Here is a 23754-nt window from a genome sequence, read left to right on the forward strand (position 1 = left end):
GCCCCACTCCCGTTGCGGGGTGGGGCCCTTCGGCATGCTCCGGCTAGCTCTCGGTGAACCAGCCGGCGAGGTCGGCGATGACGTGGGTGTTGCCGCTGAAGTTGTAGATGTTCGCGCGGCCGTTGGTGCCGAGCGGGGTGGTGACGTGGTTGGGGGTGGTGACGCCGGGGGCGAGGTTGAGGTTGGAGGTGCCGGGGCGGGCGGTGCCGTCGGGCCAGACGGTGAGGTAGCCGGGGTTGGTGGGCTGGGTGGCGGTGACGTTGAGGACGGCCGCGGTGGCATTGGCGGGGGCGCCGTGGGTGCCGGCGATGGGCAGGTTGAGCTGGGCGCCGGGGCCGAGCGGCTGCTTGCTGCCGTCGGCACGGGTGTCGGCGAGACGGGTCGGCGTGGTGGGGGTGAAGCGGCCCTTGCCGGTCTCGCTGTAGTAGCCGAAGACGTCCACGACGACACGGGTGTTGCCGGTGAAGTTGTAGATGTCGATGCTGCCGTCGGCCCTGACGGGGACGATGGCCTGGTTGGCGATCGTCTGCCCGGCACGGAAGTTGAGGCTGGAGACGGTCGGCCGGGCCATGCCGTGCGGGTAGGCGGTGAGGTAGCCGTTGGCGGTGGGCCGGTCGGCGGTCAGGTTGACGACCACGGCAGTGGCGTCCGCGGGGACGCCGGCCTTGCCGGCGACCCGCATGGTGCTGGTGGTGTTGCCGGCCATCGGGGCGTCGGAGAGCCGGGCCGGGCTCGTGGCGGTGAAGCCCTGGCCGAAGAACGCGTTGTAGTAGCCGACGAAGTCGACGACGACGTCAGTGCGCCCGGCGTGGTTGTACACCTGGACGGTGCCGTCCTTGCCGAGCGGGACGGTGACCAGGTTGGCGACGGTCTGCCCGGCCTTCACGTTGAGGCTGGACGCGGTCGGGAGCACCTGCGCGCCGGGGAAGACGGTGAGGAAGGTGTCCGCGGTGGCGTTGGTCGCGGTCACGTTGAGCACCACGGCCTCGGGGTTCGAGGCCATCATGTGGTCGTTCCACCCGCGGCCGGGGAGGACGGAGAATTCGAGGGTGGTGCCGCCCTGCAGCGGTGCACCGCCCAGGGTCCGGGTGTCCAGCATGCGGAACGGGGTGTCGGGAACGTACTTCGAGGCCTCGTAGGCCACGTGTTGCGTGCTGGACGCGGTCGAAGTGTGGCCCTTGGAGTCCCGGAGGGTCACCGTGACGGTGTAGTCGCCCGGAGCGACGTAGGAATGCCAGGCTGGCTCCTGGAGCGAGGCCGTGGTCTGCTGCGTGCCGTCGCCGAAGTCGTAGGTGATGCCGGTGATCTGCCAGGGAGCCGTGCTCCGGGCAGCGTCGGCCTTGAAGGTCAGCGAGGGGACGAAGTCGGTGTGCTGCACGTTGTGCCCCTCGTGCACGACGTCCAGGGCGGCCTGGAGGTCGCCGGGCTCGGTGACCTGGACGCTGGACGGGCCGCTGGTCCTCGTGACGCCGCCACCGGTGGTGGCGGTGACCTTCGCCGTGCACTTGCACGGCGCGGTGTAGACGTGGCTCGCCTTGGTGTCCGAGGTCTCGACCACCGTGCCGTCGCCGAAGTCGAAGGTGTACTTCAACCCGCTCGGCCAGTTGTGGGTGGGCGTGGCAGTGGCGGTGACCGTGGTGCCGTAGGGCGCCCAGGCCTCGTCCACCGCGAGGGCGACGGAGGTGAGGTTGTCGTGCTGCTCGATCGCACCGCGGTCGAGATATCCGTAGCCGGTACCGGTGTTGGGCACCCGCGGGTCGTCCTCGGGTCCCTTGCCTGCCGAATCGGTCTCCAGCACGCCGGGCGCCGTGGCGTCCGCCGAGTCGGTGGCCGGCGCCAGGTTGCCGGCAGGGACCGTCCCGGCAGGAACGCCCAGGTCCTTCTCACCCTGCCCGGTGGCCTGCCGGAAGGCCTCGGGAGCGGCGTACTCCGTTCCTCCCCAGGAGTACACGGTCGTGCCGGTCGAGGAAAGCAGGTTGTGGCCCACACGGGTACCGGTGGTCGCCGATGCCGCCACCGAGATCGGAGGCCGTGCCTCACCGCTGCAGGTGGCGGGCGGAGCGGCGGCCGCGAAGACGTTGTTGAAGATGTTCGAGTCCGCCGAGTCCCCGGACAGGACGATGCCGCATCCCCGCGTGTTGGTGTTGTTGGTGACCGTGGTACGTGGCGCGTCCATCGCGCTGACCAGGACGGACGGCTTGTCGCTGGATCCGCCGCCCAGGTTGCGGCCGAGCAGGGTTCCGGTGGCACCCTCGATCTTGACGAGGGGGGAGCCCTGCTGCGCTCCGATGACCGAGCGGGTGACCGCCACGTCGTGGCTGCCGTTCCCGACCAGCACGCCGGGTCGCGTTCCGACACCGTTCGAGACGACCTTGTTGAAGGTGACGCGGTCGGAACCGGTGACGGTGGTGCCGCCGTAGGCGGTGAGACCCTCGAGAACGACGTCGTGGACTCCGTTGACGGCGATGGCCGCCCGCGAGCTCTGGTCGTCGGCCTGTATGCCCACCGATCCGCCGGTGCCGCGGAAGCTGATCGGCTTGTCGGGCTCGCCGGATCGGGTGAGGACCAGCTGCTCGCGGTAGTAGCCGCCCCTGATCTCCACCGTCTGGCCGGGCTGGGCCACGGCCGCGGCCTCGCCGATGGTGCAGAAGGGCTTCTGCTGGGTGCCGTCGCCGGTGACGGTGCAGCCGGCTCCGGAGTTGTTGCTCACGTACAGAGTGGTGGGTGTTTCGGCGTGAGCCGGTGCCGCCAGCACCAGGGTGCCGGTGATGCCGGCGACGGTCAGGGCGGCTGTGCGGTGGATACGCATGGACTGCTTTCCGGAGATGGCAGAGGGGCCGGTCAGGAGTTGGTGAACCAGCCGGCGAGGTCGGCGATGACGTGGGTGTTGCCGCTGAAGTTGTAGATGTTCGCGCGGCCGTTGGTGCCGAGTGGCGTGGTGACGTGGTTGGGGGTGGTGACGCCGGGGGCGAGGTTGAGGTTGGAGGTGTTCGGCCGGGTGGTGAGGTCGGGCCAGACGGTGAGGTAGCCGGGGTTGGTGGGCTGGGTGGCGGTGACGTTGAGGACCGCGGCCGTGGCATTGGCGGGGACGCCGTGGGTGCCGCCGATGGGCAGGTTGAGCTGGGCGCCGGGGCCGAGGGGCTGCTTGGTGTTGTCGTAGCGGGTGTCGGCGAGGCGGACGGGGGCTGCCGGGGTGAAGAGGCCCTTGCTGCCGGGGCTGTAGTAGCCGAAGACGTCCACGACGACACGGGTGTTGCCGGTGAAGTTGTAGAGGTCGATCGAGCCGTCGGCGCCGACGGGGACGATGGCCTGGTTGGCGATCGTCTGGCCGGTGCGGAAGTTGAGGTTGGAGACGGTCGGCCGGTCGGTGCCGTGGGGGTAGGCGGTGAGGTAGCCGTTGGCGGTGGGCCGGTCGGCGGTGAGGTTCACGACCACGGCGGTGGCGTCGGCGGGCACGCCGGCCTTGCCGGTGACCTTCAGGGTGCTGGTGGCGCCGCCGGCCATCGAGGTGTCGGAGAGCCGGGCCGGGCCGGTGGAGGTGAATCCCTGCCCGGCATTGGGCTGGTAGTAGCCGACGAAGTCGACGACGACGTCGGTGCGCCCGGAGAGGTTGAAGAGCTCGACCATGCCGTCGCTGCCGACGGGGACGGTGACCAGGTTGGCCACGGTCTGCCCGGCCTTCACGTTCAGGTTCGAGGCGGTCGGGCGGTCCTGGCCGCTGGGGAAGAGCGTCAGGTAGGTGTCCGCGGTGGCGTTGGTCGCGGTGACGTTGAGCACGACGGCCTCGGGGCTGCCGGAGGTGACCGGCTTGATGACGTCCGGGTAGCCGTAGGAGACGTTCAGCTTCAGCGTGTTGCCGCCGTAGAGGCCGGACATCGGCCGGGTGTCGAGCATCCGGAACGGTGTCACCGGGTTGTACGTCGCCTTCGCGTACTCGGCGTGGAACGTGGTGGAGGCGGTGCCGGTGTTGCCCTTGATGTCCCGGACGGTCACCGTGATCTGGTAGTCGCCGGGCTTGGCGTAGGTGTGCCGGCCGTTCGACCAGGAGGAGCTCTCGGTCAGGGAACCGTCGCCGTAGGAGAAGGCGTAGGAAGCGATCGGCCATGCCGAATCGGTGATCGTTGCGTCGACCGCGACGGAGAGCGGCGAGGTCCGGCCGATCGGGCTGTTGCCGAGCGGGAGGTCCGGGGTGGCCGACAGCGGCGGCACGATCGGGCCGGGGGTGGTGACCTTGACGTCCACCGGGGTGCTGACCTTCGACACTCCGGCCCCGTTCACGCCCGTGACCTTCACCTTGCAGGTGCAGGGCGAGGCGTAGACGTGGGTGGCCGTCGTCTCCTTGGTGGTCACCTGGGTGCCGTCGCCGAAGTCGAAGGTGTAGGTCAGGGCCGTCGGCCAGAGGTCGGTGGGCTTGGCGGTGGCGGTCACCGTGGTGCCGTAGGGGGCCCAGGTCTGGTCGACGGCGACGGCGACGGCGTCGAAGGAGTCCTGCTGCTCGGACGCGCCGCGGTCCAGGTAGCCGTAGCCGGTGCCGGTGTTGGGGACTCGCGGGTCGTCGGCGGGGGGCAGGCCGGAGGAGCTCGTCTCCTGAACGCGGGGAACCGTGGCGTCGGCGGAGTCGGTCGCGAGCGACAGGCTGCCGGTCGCGGGCTGATCGACCGGGATCACCAGGTCCCGCTCGCCCTGGGTGGTGGCGGTACGGAAGTCCTCGGGGGCGTTGTACTCGGCGCCGGCCCAGGAGTAGAGCGAGGCCCCGGTGAAAGAACGCAGGTTGTTGTACCCCACGCGGGTGCCCTCGGCAGCGGTGGCCGCCACGGAGATCAGCGGCCTCTTCTCCGCCGCGGTGCACGTGGTGGAGCCCGTGGTGGTGAAGACGTTGTTGACGACGGTGGCGCCCGTCGAGCTGCCGGCGAGGGCGACGCCCGAGCCGCACCCGTAGACACCGGTGTTGTTGAGGACACTGGTGTTGGGAGCGTCGGTCACGCTGATCATCGTGCTGTGCGCGATGGTGCCGTTGACCACCCTGCTGATGAGGGTGCCCGTCGCCCCCTCGACGCTGACCGGGACGGTGCCGCGCACGGCAGTGACGGTGGACCGGCTGAGCGTGACGTCGTGGCTGGCACCGGCGATCCGGACCCCGTTGGTCGTGCCCTGGGCCGTGGCCGTCAGCCGGTCGAGGGTGATCCGGTCCGAGTTCGTGACCGACACGCCGCCGGAGGCCCTGAGACGGCGGAGCTCGACGTCGTGGAGTCCGTCGATCGCGAACGCCGGTGACGTGCCGGCGTTGACCTGGGGGATCAGGTTCGACGGGGCGCCGGTGAAGACGATCGGCTTGCCGGACTCGCCGGAACGCGTGAGCGCGACCTGCCCGGTGTAGCCCTGGCCGGTGGCGATCTCCACCGTCTGGCCGGCGACGGCGGCGGCCGCCGCGGCGGTGATCGAGCAGAACGGCTGCTCCTTGGTGCCTTCACCGGAGTCCGAGCACGGCACGCCGACGCTGTTGTCGACGTAGAGCGTGGCGGCCGTCTCGGCGTGGGCCGGGGAGGCCAGGCCGAGGAGGCCGGTGGTGCAGGCGACCGTCAGGACGGCCGTGCGGCGGATGCGCATGAATGGTTCCCGGGGGTGGAGTGGGCCGGTCAGGCGTCGGCGGACCGGCCGGAGGGGGCGGTCACCACGGGGGTGGTGCCGGTCGGGTCCAGGGGGCGACGGTGCCTAACGGGACGACGGCGGGGCCGGTCTCGGTGTCCGCGTGCCGGCGCCCGACGGGCAGTGCCGTCGGGCATGCTGCGACGAGGGCAGCGGTGTGGCGGGTGCGCATGGCGACCTGTCCCCCAGAAAAGTTCCCGGCCCGCGGGCGGTGGTCCGCTCACGCACGGGCAGAGGGATTCTGGCGGGTGGCATGCGAAGTGTCACGTGATCTTCGTGGGTGTTGCGCATTCGTGATCATTTGTGGCGGACAGTGCAGAGGTCAACGCCCAGCGTGGTCGAAAGCCCTGGTCGGTGGCCCTGGTGGTGTCCAGGACGACGGGTCGGGCGAGCTGGTCGACGGCGTACGGGGTGAGGCCGGGCAGCAGGCCGCGGCGGGCCGCGAACTCGGCGACGGCGACCGACACATGGCCGATCCGGACGCGAACGCCCTGGGCGGCGAGCACCGTTCGGACGGCGGTGTCCCGCCGGTACGGCTCCGCGTCGGTGATGTTGTACGCGCCGGGTGGCCACTCGGCGGCGGCCAGGCAGGCCTCGGCGAGGTTCTGTACGGCCGTCAGGCTGAGCGGAACGTCGGGGCCGGGCAGCAACAGGAGGCCGTGGCGGACGCGTTCCAGCAGACGCGGCATCAGGTGCGGGTCGCCGGGGCCGTAGACGGCGCGCGGCCGCAGCACCACCGCACCCGCCTGCAGGGCGAGCCGGTCCGCGGCGGCCTTGGTGCGGCCGTACGCATTGCGGTGGCCGCCGCCGGTCGGGTGGTCCTCGCGGACCAGGCTGCGGTCGGCGCGCGGGTCGTAGACGCTGGCGCTGGAGACGAGGACCACCGGTGTGCCCGCCGCGGCCGCCAGCAGCCGGGCGGTGCCGTCGACGTTGACGGCGTGCTGCTCGGCCTCGGCGGGGGAGCCCGGCGGGTGGTCGCCGACGGCGGCGGCGCAGTGCACCACCAGGTCGGCGCCGCGCAGGTCGGGGTCCTCGGCGGCGGCGTCCCAGCGGACGTGGGTGCCGACCGGGCCCGGTCGGCGGCCCAGGCAGCGCACCTCTGCGCCGGCGGCGGCCGCGGCCTCGGCGAGGTGCGAGCCGCAGAAACCGCTGGCGCCGGTGATCGCGATGCGGAGCATGCGGATCAGCCCTTCCGTACGAGCAGCGAGGAGTAGCCGGGGAGGGCGGCACGGCGGTCCACGGAGGCCCGGACGACCACCGGCCGGTGCGGGGCCAGCGCGGCCAGGAAGTCGGTGAGCTGGGCGCGGGCGAGGCGGGCGCCGGGGCAGGCGTGCGGGCCGGCGCCGAAGACCGCCTGGGCGGCCTGCGGGTCGGCGGGCCCGCTGCGGTGGGCGCCGGCGGCGTGCCGGGCGACCAGCACCAGCCGGTCGCCGCGGCCGATTGGGCAGCCGGCCGCCGTTGCGTCGTCGGCGGCGACCCGCGGCAGGATCGGCGAGGGTGCGGTCAACCGGAGCAGTTCGGCGGCGAGTTCGGGGGAGACGTCGCTCCACAGGCCGGCCCGGGCGCACCAGGCGGCGGCCCGCGGGAGGGCGGCGATCGTGGTGTTGACGGCGGCGACCGCGAGCATGGCGTCCCGGCCGCCCGGCAGCAGGGAGGTGAGGTGTTCGGCGGCCGTCGTGGAGGTGCGCCGGGGCAGGCCGGGCAGGTGCTCCCGGGCGGCCTCGGCGGCGGCCTCCGCGCAGGCGCGGGCGAGTTCCGCCGGTTCGGCGGTGCTGCCGGTGAGGGCGGCGGCGGTGGCCCCGGCGAGCTCCCGGACGACGTCCACCAGGTCGACGGTGCCGGTGAGTCCGGCGAGCCGGCGGTCGAGGACGCTCTGCCACACCGGGCGCAGCTTTTCGGTGCCGTGGGCGCCGAGGAGTTCGGTGAGGTCGCGACGGGCGGCGCGGTGCTCGCCGCCGTCCTGGTCGAAGAGCAGTCCGCCGTCGGTGCGCCGGGCGGCGGCCCCGCCGGTGGTGCCCTCGGCGGTGCGGTCCAGCGGGACGCGGGTGAGCACCTCGCGGTACGCCTCGGCGCCGTGCACCAGCACGGTGCTGCCGAGGCGGACGACCGGCCGCCGGCGGGTGGCGGCGAGCAGTGCGAACAGCACCGGGTGGGAGGCCAGGTAGACCCGCCGGTCGAGCCGCCGGGCGGTGCGGTGGGCGCGCGCCGGAACGGCCGTGCGGTCCGCGCTCACCGGGCGAGCTCGCGGGCGCAGAGCCGGGCGGCGGCGGCCCGGTCGGGCTTGCGGGAGCGGCCGGCCAGCGGGATATCGCCGAGCAGGACGGCGTCCGGGCGGGCGCTGCCCATCCGGGCCAGCGGGCGTTCGAGGTCGGCGCGCAGCCGGTGCCGGTCGGCGCCGCGGCGCGGCTGGACGAGGGCGACCAGGCGTTCGTCGCCGTCCCCTGCGGGCACGCCCACCAGCAGGGCGAGTTCGACGTCCGGCAGGTGCAGGGAGGGCTCGTACAGGCCCGGGTAGATGTTCTCGGCGCGGCGCAGCACCATGTCCTTGCAGCGGCCGGCGAGGACGATCCGGCCGTCCGGGTCGAGGCTCGCGCGGTCGCCGGTGCGCACCCACGGGTCGGGGCGTTCGCCGAGGTAGCGGTCGCGGGCGGCGGCTCCGGCGAGGAGCAGTTCGCCGCCGTCGGCGAGCCGGGCGGTGACGCCGGGCAGCGGGTGGCCGAGCAGGTCGCCGTCGGCGTCGAAGGCGGACTTGTCGGCCTCCTCGACGGCCGCGGCCGGGAACAGCTCGGTGAGCGCGTACACGCCCCAGGCCTCGGTGGCGCCGGCCTGCTTGGCACGGCGCAGCAGTCCGGCGGAGGCCGGCGCGGAGCCCGTCCAGACCCGGCCGGTGAGTTGGTCGAGGCCGCGCAGCTGGGGCGGTGTCAGATAGGTCTCGGCGGGGGCGAGGCGGCGGACCTGCCGGCCGAGCACCTTGGGCGAGCGGGCGGGCAGGGCGACGGTGGCGCCGGCCGCCAGCGAGGGGACGAGGACGAAGAAGGTGCCGCCGAGCACGGCCTGCCCGGCCTGCGGGCGGACCAGCCCGGCGACCGCCCGCATCCCGGCGGCGACCGAGGCGCGGGTGTGCACCACGGCGCGCGGGGCGGAGGTGGTGCCGGAGGTGAAGACGATCACCGCGTCGCCGTCGCCGTCGTAGGGCGCGGGCGGGCGGCCGCCGGGGGTGCGCAGGGCGGGGGCGCAGCCGGGGCGGCGCGGTCCTGCGGTGGCGACCGGGCCGAGCGCGTCGAGACGGGGCAGTTCCAGCGAGGCGCGGCGGGCGAGGCCGCGGGCCCAGCCGGCCACGGCCTGGGCGGCGGCGTCCGCGACGACCAGGGCCGGGCGGGCGAGTTCCAGGCGGGCGAGCAGCACGTCCGGGCCGGCCGAGGGGTCGAGGACGGCGGCCCGCAGGCCGAGCCGGTGGGCGGCGAGCATCAGGGCGAGCGCGCGCGGGCCGGGCCGGACGGCGACGCCGAGGGTGTCCCCGGCGGCGAGCCCGTGACCGTGGTGGAGTGCGGCGGCGTACGCGTCGGCGAGGTCGGCGATCTCGCCGCAGCGGGCGCGGACCCGGACGGCTCCGCTGCGGGTGCAGCCGAGGACGGCGGGCCGGTCGGCGCCGTCCCGCAGGACGCGGGTGAGGTGGTCGAGCACGTCCGGCTCCTTCATCGGGGGTCGACGCCGCGGCCGCCGCTGCCGCGGTCCAGGTACCAGCGGGCGGTGCCGACGACGCCGTAGGCGCGGATGCGGCGGGTGGAGTTCTGCACCACCATGTCGCGGCGCTGCACGATGGCCGTGGTGTGGCGGCGGACGCGGTTGATGAACGTCCGGTCGGTGGGCGAGGGCCGGCGCGGCATGCCGCCGACCGCCTCGTACAGGTCGGCGGTGATCGCCATGTTGTTGCCGGCATGCATCCGGTACGGCACCAGGAAGCCGTGCCGGCGGTGGTGTGCGGGGCGGATCCGGCCGAAGAAGGCGCCGAGCACCACCAGGGTGCGGAACAGCCGGCGGCCGACCGGCCCGTGCTCGTCGCGGCGGGCGGTGATGTGGCCGCAGACCAGGCCGCGGGAGGCGAGCAGCCCGGCGCGGGCGGCGGCCGTCCAGCCGGGTTCGGGCAGGCAGTCGGCGTCGGTGCGGGCCAGCAGGTCGGCGCCGTGGGCGATCGCGTGCCGGAAGCCGGTGTCGACGGCGCAGCCGACCCCCTTCTCCGGCTCGACCAGCACCCGGACGGGGAACGGCGCGTTCGCGGCGAACTCCTCGACGACGGCGGCCGTCCGGTCGTCGGAGGCGTTGTCGACCACCAGCAGGGTGAAGTCGGTGTCCCGCTGGGCGGCCAGCGCCCGCAGGGTCTCGCCGATCCGGGCCTCCTCGCGGTAGGCGGGCACGATCACCCAGAGCGCGGTCACGGCACCTCCCACACCATGGTCATCAGGCTGACGCCGCCGCCGAGGCCGACCATCAGCACCTTGTCGCCGGAGCGCAGCCCGCCGTGGATGCGGTCGAGCTGGACACCGAGGGTGGCGCTGGCGACGTTGCCCAGCTCCGGCACGGTGAGCACCAGCTTCTCCTGCGGCACCCCGGTGAGCTCCACGAAGCGCTCCAGGTAGGGCACGGTCACCTGGTGCACCAGCACCCGGGCGTACGCGTCCCAGCCGAGCCCGGTGCGGGCCGCGACCCGGGTCAGGATGTCGCCGCCGATCTTCTCGAAGACGCCCCTCAACTCCTTGCCGCCGCCCCGGAAGTAGCTGTACTCGTCGCCGCGCGGGTGCCGCGAGCCGCCGCCGGGTATGCCGCCGACCGCCCAGTGCTCGGAGGCGGTCTCGGTCTCCACGTCCAGGATGCCGCCGCGCTCGACCGGTTCGACGACCACGGCCGCGCCCGCGTCGCCGAAGGTGTAGCCGGCGAAGCCGTCCCGGAAGTCGGCGAGCCCGGACGGGTCGCGGCGCATCGCCCGGCTCGGGGTCTCGCCGGTGACGACCAGCGTCCGGCGGGCCCGTCCGGCGAGGATCATCGCGCGGGCCACGTCGATGCCGTTGATGAAGCTGTTGCAGGCGTTGGAGACGTCGAAGGCGTGGGCGCGGGAGCCGAGTTCGGCCTGCACCAGGTGGGCGGTGGCCGGCTCGCAGACGTCCCGGGTGGCCGAGGCGTACACCAGCAGGTCGATGTCGAGCGGGTCGTACCCGGCGTTGCCGAGGGCGTTGCGTGCGGCGGCCAGTGCCAGCGTGGAGGCGTACTCGTCGTCGGCGGCGAACCGCCGGGTGGCGATACCGGTGGCCTTCTCGAACATCCGCTCGGGGAGCCGGAGTCCGCTGCCCGCCACCACCTCGTCCTGGAGCTGCTGCGACGTCAGCACCCGGGCCGGCAGGCCGGAGCCCACCGCGGTGATGCCCACGCTCGGAATTCGAAGGTCCATGCCACCATGCTGCCGGGCGCCGGACGCCCGCGGCCTGAGTACCCGTACTCAGCCCGGACCGGTGATCACCCCCGACCTTCGTGCTGGGCCCGGGCCGTGACATCCGTCATGCGGATCCCGGTGCGGCCGACACTGCCGGGCGGTACCCCCGCCGCGAGATTCTCGATGCATCGGGAGAACGGGCACCACCGACACGGGGAGCGGACACCATGGCCACCATCACCAGCAGCGCGACGATCGAGCAGACCGGGCAGAACGGGCAGGCCGGGGCGGGCGCGTCGAGGCTCGACGCCTTCAAGCCCCTGCTGGTCGACGTCGCCGTGCCGCTCGGCGTCTACTACGCGGCGCACGGCCTGCTCGGCCTCGGCCTGGTCGCCTCGCTGGGCGTCAGCAGCGCCGTCCCGGCCGTCCGCACCGTCGCCGGACTGCTCCGCAACCGCAGCCTCAACGGGCTGGCCCTGGTGATGCTGGTGGTCAACACCGTCGGCATCACGCTCTCCGCGATCAGCGGCGACCCGCGGCTGATGCTCGCCAAGGACGGTGCGATCAGCAGCGTCATCGGCCTCTCGGTCATCGTCTCCGCCTTCGCCGGGAAGCCGCTGATGACCGCCGGCCTCAAGCCCTTCGTCGTCAAGGGCATCGCCGCCCGGGCCGCCGCCTGGGAGCGCCTGGCCGCCGGCTCCGCTGCCTTCCGCAAGCAGGAGCGCAACTTCTCGCTGGTCTGGGGCTCCGCACTGGTCGCCGAGTGCGTCGCCCGGGTGGTCGGCGCCTACACCGTGCCGGTGGAGACCATGGTCTGGCTCGGCACCGTCTTCCTGGTGGCCGCGATCGCCGTGGGCATCCTCGGAGGCAACGTCTTCGCCGGGCGGATCGCCGAGCAGGTCATCGCCGAGTCCGAGTGACCTCCCCCGTACAGGGATTGCAGGCCCACAGGAACCCGCAGGCCCTCGCAGGCCCGAAACACCCACCGGGGGAGGCACCGTGCGCGCCAGGGGCATCAACTACGACACCGGCTTCACCCCCGACGGGGAGACCACCCGGCCCGAAGCCGACGGCCCGCCGACCGCACTGCGCGGTCGGCGGGCCGTCGCGGTGCAATCCCTAGTCGTCGGAGCCCTCCTGGACGGGGATCGGGTGGCTCACCCGGCCCGCCGCCGTCGGCTCGGCGGCGGGCCGCTGCTGCGGCTGCGTCGCCGCGAGCAGCTGCCGGGCCAGGCCCAGGCCCGTACCGCCCATGGTGAGCGCCTTGGCGAGCATGTCCGCCATGCCGTTCGCGCCGTTCAGCACCACCATGTGCTCGACGTTCCCGAGGGCCTCCGCGCCGGCCCGGACGATGTCCGGCCAGTTCTCCGCCAACTGCTGGGCGACCACGGCCTCCTGGTTCTCGGCGAGGGCCGCCGCCCGCGCCTTGATCGCCTCGGCCTCGGCCAGGCCCAGCGCGCGGGCCGCCTCGGCGGCCGCCAAGCCCTTGGCCGGGAACGCCTCCGTGCCGTTCCGCTCGCGGACGTACACCATCACCCCGCCGACCAGTCCCGGCCCGATCCGGCCGGTCACCCGCCCCGTGCTGCCCACCATGCCGGCCAGTCTGCCGCGCCGGTCCACTGGCCGGAACCCGTCTGGACCTGCCCGGATGCGGCCGCTACGGTGTTGACGTCTTGTTGCGGGCACCCGCCCGCAACCAACGGGAGCTCGGAGCACCGGGCTGAGAGGGCGCTGAACGGATCGCATGTGTGCGAACCGACCGCTGCGCCGACCGCAGGAACCTGACCGGGTAATGCCGGCGTAGGGAGTAGAGGGTCTGATGACCATCTTTGAAGCACAGCCGCAGTCTGCCTCCGGCCGGGGCGTCAGCAGCGCGTCCACCGGCTACCCCACCCCGGCCTGGCGCAAGGCCCACCGCGAGGGAAGCCGTCCCGACCTCCGCGTCCCGTACCGCGAGGTCCTCCTCACCAACGGCCGCACCGTCCCGCTGTACGACACCTCCGGCCCGTACACCGACCCGTCCTACGAGGCCGACGTGCGGCGCGGCCTGCCCGCCCTGCGCGACCCCTGGATCCGCCAGCGCGGCGACGTCGAGGAGTACGAGGGCCGCGAGGCCCGCCCCGAGGACGACGGCATCAAGCACACCTCGCCGCGCGGCGGGAACCTCCGCAACCTCGACGCGGTCTTCCCCGGCCGCCCCCGCCGCCCGCTGCGCGGCCGGGCCGGCACCGCCGTCACCCAGCTCGCCTACGCCAAGCAGGGCGTGATCACCCCCGAGATGGAGTTCGTGGCCCTCCGCGAGGGCCTGGCCCCGGAGTTCGTCCGCGACGAGGTGGCCCGCGGCCGGGCCGTCATCCCGGTCAACGTGAACCACCCCGAGGTCGAGCCGGCGATCATCGGCACCAACTTCCTGGTGAAGATCAACGCCAACATCGGCAACTCCGCCGTCACCTCCTCCATCGAGGAGGAGGTCGAGAAGATGACCTGGGCGACCCGCTGGGGCGCCGACACCGTCATGGACCTCTCGACCGGCCGCAACATCCACACCACCCGCGAGTGGATCCTGCGCAACTCCCCCGTGCCGATCGGCACCGTGCCGCTGTACCAGGCACTGGAGAAGGTCGACGGCCGGGCCGAGGACCTCAGCTGGGAGGTCTACCGCGATACGATCATCGAGCAGTGCGAGCAGGGCGTCGACTACATGACCGTCCACGCCGGCGTGCTGCTGCGCTACGTGCCGCTGACCGCCCGCCGCAAGACCGGCATCGTCTCCCGCGGCGGCTCGATCATGGCCGCCTGGTGCCTGGCGCACCACGAGGAGAACTTCCTCTACACCAACTTCGAGGAGCTCTGCGACATCCTCGCCGCGTACGACGTCACCTTCTCGCTCGGTGACGGCCTGCGCCCGGGGTCGATCGCGGACGCCAACGACGAGGCCCAGTTCGCGGAGCTGCAGACGCTCGGCGAGCTCGGCCGGATCGCCCGCGAGCGCAACGTCCAGGTGATGATCGAGGGCCCGGGCCACGTCCCGATGCACAAGATCAAGGAGAACATGGACCTCCAGAAGGAGATCTGCGACGAGGCGCCCTTCTACACCCTCGGCCCGCTCACCACGGACGTCGCCCCCGGCTACGACCACATCACCTCGGGCATCGGCGCCGCGATGATCGCCTGGTGGGGCACCGCCATGCTCTGCTACGTCACGCCCAAGGAGCACCTGGGTCTGCCCAACCGGGACGACGTCAAGACCGGCGTCATCACCTACAAGATCGCCGCCCACGCCGCCGACCTCGCCAAGGGCCACCCCGGCGCCCAGGCCTGGGACGACGCGCTCTCCGACGCGCGCTTCGAGTTCCGCTGGGAGGACCAGTTCAACCTGGCCCTCGACCCGGAGACCGCCCGCGACTTCCACGACGAGACGCTGCCCGCCGAGCCGGCCAAGACCGCGCACTTCTGTTCCATGTGCGGTCCGAAGTTCTGCTCGATGAAGATCAGTCGAACCATCACGGAGAAGTACGGCGATGGTGCCCCTGAGCCCGAGTACGACGCGGAGGCCGTAGAGGGCATGAAGGCCAAGTCGGAGGAGTTCGCCGCCCAGGGCAACCGGGTCTACCTGCCGCTGGCGGACTGACGGCGGACCGCGCTGTCCTGGGAGGCGGAGGGGGCTCCCAGGACAGCGCTTCGGCCCAGCGCGACGGGTCACACGGGCGTGGTGGCGAGGAGGCCGGTGACGCGGTCCGCTGTGAGCACGCCGAGGAGGTAGCCGTCCTCGTCGACGACGGGCCAGACCGTCAGGTGCTTGATCCGCATCGCGATCGCGGCCAGGGCCAAGCCCATGGTCGGCCACGTGAACGGTCCGCGCTGGTGCGTGGTGGTGCTGATCGCGGTTCGCTCGGTGTACCAGGAGCGGGTCAGGAAGGGGTGGAGTCCGGTGCGGGTGACCAGTCCTTCGCACCGGCCGTTGTGGTCGCGGACGAGCAGGTACTCCACGTGGGCGCTGCGGAAGATGTCGTTGGCCTGGTCGACGGTGCTGTCATCGGTTATCTGGTATTCGCAGGGATCCATGGCGTCGGCGACCGTGAGGCCGTGGCCGAGCCGTGCCGACTGCGAGGGGTGAGTGGTCACGGTGTCCACCGTTCCCGTCTCCGGCTGCCCGTTCGGGGCCGCCGGGCTGTCATTCACCCAGAACGAAGCCGGAACGGATACCGGAATGCGGGATGCCCTGGATGTCTTCGAGGCTACTCCTGTGGCGGGCGGCCCGGGGAAGACCGCTGCGGAGTACCGTGGGAGACAACCGAGGACATTCCGCACACCGGCATCAGCGCCGGCGTCGCCCTGGGTCATGATTGGTCCCTCGTGGACCGGACGGGCGGCCCCCTCATGATGCCGATCCCCCTCCCTGAGCCCCCCTCTCCCGAACCGTGGTCGGTGCCCGGTGTCCCGCTGCTGCCGCGCCTGGTACTGGAACCGACCATGTCGCGGGAGGGCGTCTTCGACGGCGCCTGGTGGCCCCGCTCGAACCACGTCCTCGCCGAGCTGCCGGACCTGATCACCGCGCTCGGCGCCCACCTCGGACGCATCATCCGGGCCGGCCTCGACACCTCGGCCTGGGACGGCGTGCCCCAGTCCGTCGTGGCGAACGGCTTGGCGGTCCGGATCAACTGGTTCGCCGGCAGCGATGCGACGATCAGCCTCACACGGGGCTTCCAGGACCACTTCCTGCTGCTGGTCGTGCCGCCCGGCACCGCCCCGGGGACGGCAGCCTCGGCGATGGCCCGGGCCTCGGCAACCGGAAACCACACCCCGGCAGCTGAACTCCTGCTCGGCTGACGGACAGCCATCGTCGTGTCCGGCCCGGTTCATGACTGAAGTCGTCCTCGATGGAGATCAGCAGAAGCATCACGGAGCTGTACGGCGACAGGGACGAGAACCCGAATACGACGCCGGGGCCCTGGCGGGCATGCAGGCCGAGTCCGAGGAGTTCGCGGCCCAGGGTATCCGGGTCCACCTCCTGGCGGACCGACCTGCCGGAGGCGATCGCTGGTTGAGGACGAGTGCGACGGACGAGGTCCTGGTCTGCGCCGCCGAGGCCAGCGGCATGCTGACCGGCCCGTTCGGCATCCGGGAGGATCTGCCGACCGAGCCGAGCCCCGCTGAACCGGCCGCGTGGGTCGACCGCAGCTCGTCCCGTTACTCCCGTTCGTCCGTGACGGCCGGTTTGATGTCTGCATTTTGCAGCTGTTGGCGCTAAAGTGCAGATATGACGGCGCTCACCATCCGGGACGTCCCGGACGACCAGATCCAGATCTTGAAGGTCCGCGCAGCCCAGGCCGGCAAGTCGCTTCAGGCGTTCATGCAGGACCTGATCGCCAGGGAGGCGTCCAAGCCCACGATGGCGGAGATGATGGAGAGGCTGAACCGGGAAACCACGGCCGACGTCAGTGCCGCTGATGTCCTCGCTGCCATCGACGAGGGGCGAGCCGGGCGTTGATCGTCATCGACTGCTCCGCTCTCGTCCTGGTTCTCACGGCCCGGACTTCCGACGGAGAACTCGTTCGCAGCCGAGTGGCCGAGGCTCAGGACGTCTACGCGCCCACCCTTCTGGACTACGAGATCCAGTCGGCCCTCCTCGGTATGCGACGTGGTGGCAAACTGACCGAGAGGGAAGTGGAGAAGGCGGTCGCTGCGTACCGGATGCTTCCCATCGCCAAACGGGAGACGTTGCCCTTCTGGGATCGGGTGGAGAGGCTGCACGCCGACCTCAGCGCCTACGATTCCCAGTACGTCGCCCTGGCGGAAGCCCTGGGCGTACCGCTGATCACCAGCGACGCGAGGATCAAACGCAGCGGCGCGGCAAAGTGCGAGGTCGAGGTCTTCTCCTCGATCAATCCCTGACCGGCGCACATCTTCTCGGCGGTGCCTTGTGTCGGCCGGCAGCCCGCCCCGCTGTTCCCGTTCGTGGGCGCGGGCTGGATGAGGACCGCCACTCTGCCGTCGTCTGCGGCTACTTCTCGGCGTCGCCGAAGATCAGCAAAAGCATCAATGAGAAGTACGGCAACGGAACCGCCTCGCCGGAGTACGACGAGGCGGCTGTCGAAGGCATGAGGCCAAGTCGGAGGAGTTCGCGTCCCAGGCAACCGGGTCCACCTGCCGCTGGCCGACTGACCTGCGGACACGCGGTCGGCCGGTGGTCCCGGGGGTGCCGTCGGCCGGTCGCCTTCGCGGGCGATCAAAGGTGCTGAGCGGTACGCAGCCGTTCCACCTGCCGGCTGACCAACTCGGTCGGGAACGACGAGCTCTTGCCCACATCGAGCATGGAGAAGGTCACGATGGCGTTCCCGGTGCGCACCACAATGAACTGCTCGTTGCGGTCACCGGGCTGTTCCGGCCCCTGGGGGATGATCTCTCGGAAGGCGAGCGCCTCGTCACCGACCGGCGGGGGTGCTTCTGTCGCCACCGTCGCCCTGAACTTCCCGACCCAGCCCTCGCCTTCGTACGACCGGCAGGCAGCGAGGGCCCGCTTGAGTTCGGCGAAGTGCTTCTTGGCTTCGTTGTCCTCGTAGGAGGCGAGTGTCGAAGCGCCGCCCCAGAGGTTCTCCTTCCAGTTGAATATCTGGAAGACATGGGCGAACGAACCCTCGCCGTTGCGGATGTCGATGAGTGGCTGGCAGGCAGGTACAGATATGGGCGGGAAGGACGGTCCACTGCCTTTCGGCTGGGCTTCATGCACCTCGATGGCGCCCTCGCGGGCCTGGGGGACATCTCCATCCTTGAAGGCGAGGCCCTTGAGCTGGGACATCGTCAGGGGTGTCGCCGCGGCCTCGGCTGAAGGGGGCACGGACGACGCCCCACCGGCGGCCTTCGGCTCCTGCGCCGGGGCGCACCCGGACGCGAGGAACACTCCGATGACAGCTGCTACGGCTGTGGCCGTCAGCCGTGTCGTGCGGGCGTGCATGAGTCCCCCGGTGCTGGTGTGGATGAGAGGCCGACGCTAGTGGTGCAAGCGGCCGATGACCAGGGGGTATCCGATACGGATCGGGAGGCGGGAGCCAGTGTCTGCGGATTGATCCTTCAGTCGGTGAAGATCAGTCAGAAGATCCGTGGCGAGCACGGCGACGGCTCCACCGCCGTCGAGTCCGGCTACGACTCCGAGGCGCCGGCCGGCAGGGCCGAGGAGTCCGCCGAGTTCGCCGCCCAGGGCAACCGGGTCCACCTGCCGCTGGCCGACTGACCTACGGACGAGCGCCGTCCCGAGAGGCTTTCGCTTTCCGGGACGGCGCTTCGCCGTACAGGCCCACCGGGCGGCCGGGCGAGGGAGCGCTGCACTCGGGTGGTGCGGCGCCGGTCGCGCGTGACGTCGGGCGTATCTGCGCGGAGAAGCGGACGACGAGTGGACCGCCAACCGTCCCGTGCTCACCCGCCACCGGGCATGGCTGGTCGGCATGGTCCGCGCCGACGTCACCCTGGACGCTGATCAACATCCACCTCACCACGAGGTGACCGGAAAAAGTTTCCGGCTCGCGGCAACCCTTTGTGGAGCCTGTGACAACAAGGAGGCAGATCCGGCCAGTTCCGGTGTCCGGATCCGCTTTCTCTCGTGCACAGTTCGCAAGGAGAACGTCTACCCATGAGCAACTCCCGCCACAACGGACGCCGCGGTCGTCACCGCCGTCGTTTGAGCGCCACCGCTCTGGCGCTCGGTGTGTCCCTCACCGTCGGGTCGTACTTCGTGTTCGTACACGAGGACTCCCAGGCCGCGACGGTCGACAGTGGTGCCTACTACAGGCTGGTCTCGGTCCGCAGCGGCAAGGTGTTGGACGTCAACGGCTTCTCCACCGCCGACGGCACCCGGATCCAGCAGTGGACCGACCAGAACACCGCCAACCAGCAGTGGCGGCTGAAGCCCACCGGGGACGGCTACTACGAGCTGGTGAACCGCAACAGCGGCAAGGTGCTGGGCATCGCGGGCGACTCGACCGCCCAGGGGGCCGTCGCCGAGCAGCAGACGGACCGCTCCTCCGCCTCCCAGCAGTGGCGGATCGGCGATGTGAGCGGTTCCGACGCCGTCACCTTCACCTCCCGCAAGAGCGGTCAGGTCCTGGACGTCACGGGCAACTCCACGGACCAGGGTGCGCAGGTCATCCAGTGGTCCGGGTGGGGTGGTGCCAACCAGCAGTGGAAGCTGGTGAAGGTGGCCGAGAGCGGCGGCGCGCAGACCGGGTCCGGACCGTACGTGTGGAAGAACGCCCCGGTGGCGGGCGGCGGTTACGTCACCGGCCTGGTCTTCAACCAGAAGGAGAAGGGCCTGCTGTACGCGCGCACCGACATGGGCGGCGCGTACCGCTGGGACACCGGGGCCGAGCAGTGGATCCCGCTCACCGACTGGGTCGGTCAGAAGGACTGGAACCTGCTGGGCATCGAGTCGCTGGCCACCGACCCCGTCGACCCCAACCGGCTCTACCTCGCGGCCGGCACCTACACCAACGAGTGGGCCGGTAACGGTTCGATCCTGCGCTCCACCGACCGCGGCCGCACCTTCCAGCGCACCGACCTGCCGTTCAAGCTGGGCGGCAACGAGGACGCCCGCGGGGCCGGCGAGCGCCTGGTGATCGACCCCTCGAACCACGACACCCTGCTGCTGGGCACCCGCAAGAACGGCCTGTGGCGCAGCACCGACCACGGCGTGACCTGGAACCAGGTCTCCTCGTTCCCGGTCAAGGACGGGGCGAGCTTCGGTACCGGCATCTCCTTCGTGACGTACGGCCCGGCGGGAAGCAACACGATCTACGTCGGCGTCGCCGACAGGTCCACCAACCTGTACCGGTCCACCGACGGCGGCAACTCCTGGCGGGCCGTCTCCGGGCAGCCCACCGGCCAGGTGCCGCAGCACGGTGTGCTCTCCGGTGACGGTTCGCTGTACGTGTCGTACTCCAACAACACCGGCCCGAACAACGTGTCGGGCGGCTCGGTGTGGAAGTACAACACCTCCGGCGGGGCGTGGAAGAACATCTCGCCGTCGCAGGGCAGCTACGGCTTCGGCGGTCTGGCCGTCGACCCGCAGAAGCCGTCCACGGTGATGGTCACCACGCTGGACCGCTGGTGGCCGCAGGACGAGGTCTACCGCAGCACCGACGGCGGTGCGACCTGGAAGACCCAGTCCGACAGGTCCGTGCGGGACGCCTCCATCGCCCCGTACCTCGGCACCGGCATCGGGCACTGGATGACCGCGCTGAGCATCGACCCGTTCGACTCCGGGCACGTGATGTACGGCACCGGCAACGGCATCTGGGCCAGCAAGGACGCCAACGCGACCGACAACGGCGGCACCAGCCACTGGTTCATCGGAGCCCGCGGGCTGGAGGAGACGGCGTATTACGACGCGGTCTCCCCGCCCGGCGCCGCCGCCCTCATCACCTCGCTGGGCGACCAGGGAGGCTTCGTGTACGACGACCTGACGAAGGAGCCCACCGGGCGGCTGACCAACCCGGAGATCTACAACAGCACCTCCGTCGACTTCGCCCAGTCCAACCCCTCGCTGGTGGTCCGGGTCGGCCGGGGCGGTGCGCAGGACGGCGCCCTCTCCACCGACGGCGGCCACACCTGGAACGGCTTCAAGGGCGAGCCGGTGCCCGGCGCGGACAGCGGCCACATCGCGATCGCGGCGGACGGCTCCAGCTTCGTCTGGGCCGAGGCCGGCCAGGCCCCGTACCGCTCCACCGACCGGGGCGCGAGCTGGTCGAGGGTCAACGGCCTCGGCAACGACGCCGTGGTCGTCGCCGACCGGTCCTCGGCCAACACCTTCTACTCGCTGTCGGGCGGCACGCTCTACGCCAGCACCGACGGCGGCGCGAACTTCGGCGCCCGCTCCGGCAACCTGCCCACCGGCAAGCTCAGCGCCGTCCCGGGCATCGCGGGTGACCTGTGGCTCGCCGGCGACGGCACGGGTCTGCTGCACTCCACCGACGGCGGCCGCAGCTTCACCAAGCTCTCCTCGGTGGAGTCCGCCTCCGCCGTCGGCTTCGGCAAGGCCGCCCCGGGCACCTCGTACCAGGCGCTGTATTTGATCGGCACCGTCAAGGGCGTCGCCGGCGTCTTCCGCTCCACCGACCAGGGCGCGAGCTGGGTCCGGATCAACGACGACGCGCACCAGTGGGGCAACTTCGCCGGCCAGCGCATCGTCACCGGCGACCCCGACACCTACGGCCGGGTGTACATCGGCACCAACGGCCGCGGTCTCCAGTACGGCGACCCCTCCTGATCCCGACCCCCGAGCGGGGCCGCAGGCACAACCGCCTGCGGCCCCCCGTGGCTACCGGCACGTGCTTCGTCTTCACCGGCTCCCGGCACCGGGCCGTCCGCACCGCGCGGGAGGCGGCCGCGCATCGTCAAGCCGAGTCCGACCCGTGCGCGAACGGCAACGGGAACCGCCTCAGGCTCGACAAAAATTCCTCCCCGATCACGGCAACCTCGGTGCGCTTGGCGGCAACTGACGGGTAACCGGGGCCGAGACCAAGGCCCGCTGCGCCAGAAGGGGCAAGCCGTTGCCAGATCAGAACCGCTCTCATCGCCGCCGTCCGGCAACCCGCCGCCTGATCGCCGCCGCCGTGGTGCTGGCCGCCGTGGGCGCCGCCGTACCGCTGGTCGCCCAGGCCGCGTTCACGTCGAACTCCAGCGCGCCGACCACGGTCGGCGACGCGGCGGCCGGCAGTGGCCGCTACTTCGGTACGGCGGTGGCCACGGGCAGGCTCGGGGACTCGACGTACTCCACCATTCTCGACCGGGAATTCAACATGATCACCCCGGAGAACGAGATGAAGTGGGACGCCACCGAGCGCTCCCGCGGATCGTTCACCTTTGCCGCCGGCGACTCGATCGTCAACCACGCCGCCGCACACGGCCAGAAGATGCGCGGCCACACCCTGGTCTGGCACTCCCAACTGCCCAGCTGGGTCAGCTCCATCGGTGATGCGAACACCCTGCGCAGCGTGATGAACAACCACATCACCCAGGAGATGGCCCACTACAAGGGCAAGATCTACGCCTGGGACGTGGTCAACGAGGCCTTCGCCGACGGCGGCAGCGGTCAGCACCGCAGTTCGGTGTTCCAGAACGTGCTGGGCAACGGCTTCATCGAGGAGGCCTTCCGCACCGCCCGGGGCGTCGATCCCGCGGCCAAGCTCTGCTACAACGACTACAACATCGAGAACTGGACCGACGCCAAGACGCAGGGCGTCTACAACATGGTCAAGGACTTCAAGTCCCGTGGCGTGCCCATCGACTGCGTCGGCTTCCAGAGCCACTTCGGCACCGGCGGCCCCCCGGCCAGTTTCCAGACCACCCTGTCCAGCTTCGCCGCGCTCGGCGTGGACGTCCAGATCACCGAGCTCGACATCGCCCAGGCCTCCGCCACCGCGTACACCAGCGCCGTGCAGGCCTGCCTCAACGTCGCCCGCTGCACCGGCATCACCGTGTGGGGCATCCGCGACAGCGACTCCTGGCGCACCGGCGAGAACGCACTGCTGTTCGACAACAACGGCAACAAGAAGCCCGCCTACAACGCCGTCCTCACCACCCTCGGCGGCGCCGGCGGCACGCCGGACGGGGGCATCGTCTCCGGCACCGTCTACACCCTCTCCGCGGTGGCCGCCGGGGGACGTGTGCTCGACCAGCCCGCCGGGCAGAACGGCAACGGCACCCCGCTCCAGGTGTGGGACGCCAGCGGCGCCACCAACCAGCAGTGGCGGGCCACCAAGAACGGCGACGGCTCCTACACCCTGACCAACATCGCCAGCGGCCGGGTCCTGGACGAGCCGGGCGGCCAGACCGCCAACGGCACGAAGATGCTGGTCTGGGACTCCAACGGCGGCGCCAACCAGCACTGGAAGGCCGCCCGGAACGGCGACGGCTCCTACACCCTCACCAACGTCGCCAGCGGCCGGGTCCTGGAGACCCCCGGCAACCAGACCGCCAACGGCACCGCCGTCCAGATCTGGGACTCCTGGAACGGCGCCAACCAGCACTGGAACCTCAGGTCGTCCGGGTCGTCCACCCCGGCCCCGACCCCGACGACGCCCACGCCGGGCGGCACGTGCGCCCTTCCGTCGAGCTACCGGTGGTCCTCCACGGGTGCGCTGGCGCAGCCGGCGAACGGGTGGGCGTCGGTGAAGGACTTCACGAACGTCGTGTACAACGGCAAGCACCTGGTCTACGGCTCGAACGTGTCGGGGTCGTCGTACGGCTCCATGATGTTCAGCCCGTTCACCAACTGGTCGGACATGGCGTCGGCCAGGCAGAGCGGGATGGGCCAGGCCACGGTGGCGCCCACGTTGTTCTACTTCGCGCCCAAGAACATCTGGGTGCTGGCGTACCAGTGGGGTCAGTGGCCGTTCATCTACCGCACCTCCAGCGACCCGACCAACCCCAACGGCTGGTCCGCGCCGCAGCCGCTGTTCACCGGCAGCATCCCCAAGTCCAGCACCGGCCCGATCGACCAGACCCTGATCGCCGACGGCCAGAACATGTACCTGTTCTTCGCCGGTGACAACGGCAGCATCTACCGGGCGAGCATGCCGATCGGGAACTTCCCGAGCAGCTTCGGCTCGTCGTACACGACGGTCATGAGCGACACGGTGAACAACCTGTTCGAGGCGCCGCAGGTCTACAAGGTCAAGGGCCAGAACCAG

The 23754-nt window shown here is 71.5% G+C and carries 18 protein-coding genes, 1 pseudogene and 1 riboswitch; of the genes and pseudogenes, 9 read left to right on the plus strand and 10 right to left on the minus strand.

What is annotated here, in order from left to right; translation table 11 throughout:
- Positions 1-43: 43 nt before the first annotated feature.
- The 7 genes from AB0M03_RS25485 to AB0M03_RS25515 form a co-directional block, all read right to left on the minus strand.
- On the minus strand, positions 44-2809 hold the full coding sequence (locus tag AB0M03_RS25485) for a PKD domain-containing protein (protein ID WP_363494654.1): 2766 nt from the start codon (positions 2807-2809) through the stop codon (positions 44-46).
- A 32-nt stretch (positions 2810-2841) separates the two neighbouring features.
- On the minus strand, positions 2842-5607 hold the full coding sequence (locus tag AB0M03_RS25490; RefSeq protein WP_363494655.1) for a PKD domain-containing protein: 2766 nt from the start codon (positions 5605-5607) through the stop codon (positions 2842-2844).
- A gap of 302 nt (positions 5608-5909) precedes the next feature.
- Positions 5910-6824, minus strand: coding sequence for an NAD(P)-dependent oxidoreductase (locus tag AB0M03_RS25495; protein ID WP_363494657.1), 915 nt, complete (start codon positions 6822-6824; stop codon positions 5910-5912).
- Positions 6825-6829: 5 nt separating this feature from the next.
- Positions 6830-7879, minus strand: a complete 1050-nt coding sequence (locus AB0M03_RS25500) for a cytochrome P450 (RefSeq protein ID WP_363494659.1) — start codon at positions 7877-7879, stop codon at positions 6830-6832.
- Complete coding sequence (locus AB0M03_RS25505; protein ID WP_363494661.1) at positions 7876-9330, minus strand: class I adenylate-forming enzyme family protein; 1455 nt, start codon at positions 9328-9330, stop codon at positions 7876-7878. Before AB0M03_RS25505 ends, AB0M03_RS25500 begins: the two co-directional genes overlap by 4 nt.
- Before the next feature lie 11 nt (positions 9331-9341).
- Complete coding sequence (locus AB0M03_RS25510) at positions 9342-10082, minus strand: glycosyltransferase family A protein (RefSeq protein WP_363494662.1); 741 nt, start codon at positions 10080-10082, stop codon at positions 9342-9344.
- Positions 10079-11089 carry a ketoacyl-ACP synthase III gene (locus AB0M03_RS25515; RefSeq protein WP_363494664.1) on the minus strand — a complete coding sequence of 337 codons (1011 nt, stop codon included), beginning with the start codon at positions 11087-11089 and terminating at the stop codon, positions 10079-10081. Before AB0M03_RS25515 ends, AB0M03_RS25510 begins: the two co-directional genes overlap by 4 nt.
- A 209-nt stretch (positions 11090-11298) precedes the next feature.
- On the opposite strand from AB0M03_RS25515, the gene AB0M03_RS25520 reads away from it, so the two are divergent.
- Entirely contained in the window at positions 11299-11991 is a 693-nt protein-coding gene (locus AB0M03_RS25520; RefSeq protein ID WP_363494666.1) for a VC0807 family protein, read from the plus strand.
- 199 nt (positions 11992-12190) lie between these two features.
- Here AB0M03_RS25520 and AB0M03_RS25525 read toward each other — a convergent pair.
- Positions 12191-12562 (minus strand): annotated as a pseudogene (locus AB0M03_RS25525) (flotillin domain-containing protein); the annotation flags it as partial.
- A 200-nt stretch (positions 12563-12762) separates the two neighbouring features.
- A riboswitch (TPP riboswitch) is annotated at positions 12763-12895 on the plus strand.
- On the opposite strand from AB0M03_RS25525, the gene thiC reads away from it, so the two are divergent.
- The gene (thiC, locus tag AB0M03_RS25530) at positions 12891-14702 is read left to right on the plus strand and encodes a phosphomethylpyrimidine synthase ThiC (RefSeq protein ID WP_363494668.1); all 1812 of its coding nucleotides are present in this window, start codon (positions 12891-12893) and stop codon (positions 14700-14702) included. Its footprint overlaps the riboswitch before it by 5 nt.
- A 68-nt stretch (positions 14703-14770) precedes the next feature.
- Here the strand turns inward: thiC and AB0M03_RS25535 are convergent, their stop codons facing one another.
- Positions 14771-15196, minus strand: a complete 426-nt coding sequence (locus AB0M03_RS25535) for a CBS domain-containing protein (protein WP_363494670.1) — start codon at positions 15194-15196, stop codon at positions 14771-14773.
- A 303-nt stretch (positions 15197-15499) separates the two neighbouring features.
- Between AB0M03_RS25535 and AB0M03_RS25540 the strand changes: the two genes are divergently transcribed.
- The 4 genes from AB0M03_RS25540 to AB0M03_RS25555 are packed head-to-tail and all read left to right on the plus strand — an operon-like array spanning position 15500 to position 16966.
- Positions 15500-15901 (plus strand): DUF5994 family protein, encoded by a 402-nt coding sequence (locus AB0M03_RS25540; RefSeq protein WP_363494672.1) that lies wholly within the window; start codon positions 15500-15502, stop codon positions 15899-15901.
- Positions 15902-15932: 31 nt separating this feature from the next.
- Positions 15933-16322 carry a hypothetical protein gene (locus AB0M03_RS25545; RefSeq protein ID WP_363494673.1) on the plus strand — a complete coding sequence of 130 codons (390 nt, stop codon included), beginning with the start codon at positions 15933-15935 and terminating at the stop codon, positions 16320-16322.
- A 9-nt stretch (positions 16323-16331) separates the two neighbouring features.
- A complete protein-coding gene (locus tag AB0M03_RS25550) occupies positions 16332-16562 on the plus strand; it encodes an antitoxin (RefSeq protein WP_363494675.1) in 231 nt (76 codons plus the stop codon).
- Entirely contained in the window at positions 16559-16966 is a 408-nt protein-coding gene (locus tag AB0M03_RS25555) for a type II toxin-antitoxin system VapC family toxin (protein WP_363494677.1), read from the plus strand. Before AB0M03_RS25550 ends, AB0M03_RS25555 begins: the two co-directional genes overlap by 4 nt.
- A 334-nt stretch (positions 16967-17300) precedes the next feature.
- Here AB0M03_RS25555 and AB0M03_RS25560 read toward each other — a convergent pair whose 3' ends face one another.
- A complete protein-coding gene (locus tag AB0M03_RS25560; RefSeq protein ID WP_363494678.1) occupies positions 17301-17870 on the minus strand; it encodes a hypothetical protein in 570 nt (189 codons plus the stop codon).
- Between the two features lie 279 nt (positions 17871-18149).
- Between AB0M03_RS25560 and AB0M03_RS25565 the strand changes: the two genes are divergently transcribed.
- From AB0M03_RS25565 to AB0M03_RS25575, 3 genes are all read left to right on the plus strand, one after another.
- Complete coding sequence (locus AB0M03_RS25565; RefSeq protein ID WP_363494680.1) at positions 18150-18302, plus strand: hypothetical protein; 153 nt, start codon at positions 18150-18152, stop codon at positions 18300-18302.
- A gap of 396 nt (positions 18303-18698) precedes the next feature.
- Positions 18699-21329 (plus strand): RICIN domain-containing protein, encoded by a 2631-nt coding sequence (locus AB0M03_RS25570; protein WP_363494681.1) that lies wholly within the window; start codon positions 18699-18701, stop codon positions 21327-21329.
- 331 nt (positions 21330-21660) lie between these two features.
- The coding region (locus tag AB0M03_RS25575; protein WP_363494695.1) for a non-reducing end alpha-L-arabinofuranosidase family hydrolase at positions 21661-23754 on the plus strand (2094 nt) is incomplete at its 3' end.

The sequence above is a fragment of the Kitasatospora sp. NPDC051914 genome, from assembly GCF_040680995.1.
Taxonomy (GTDB): Bacteria; Actinomycetota; Actinomycetes; order Streptomycetales; family Streptomycetaceae; genus Kitasatospora.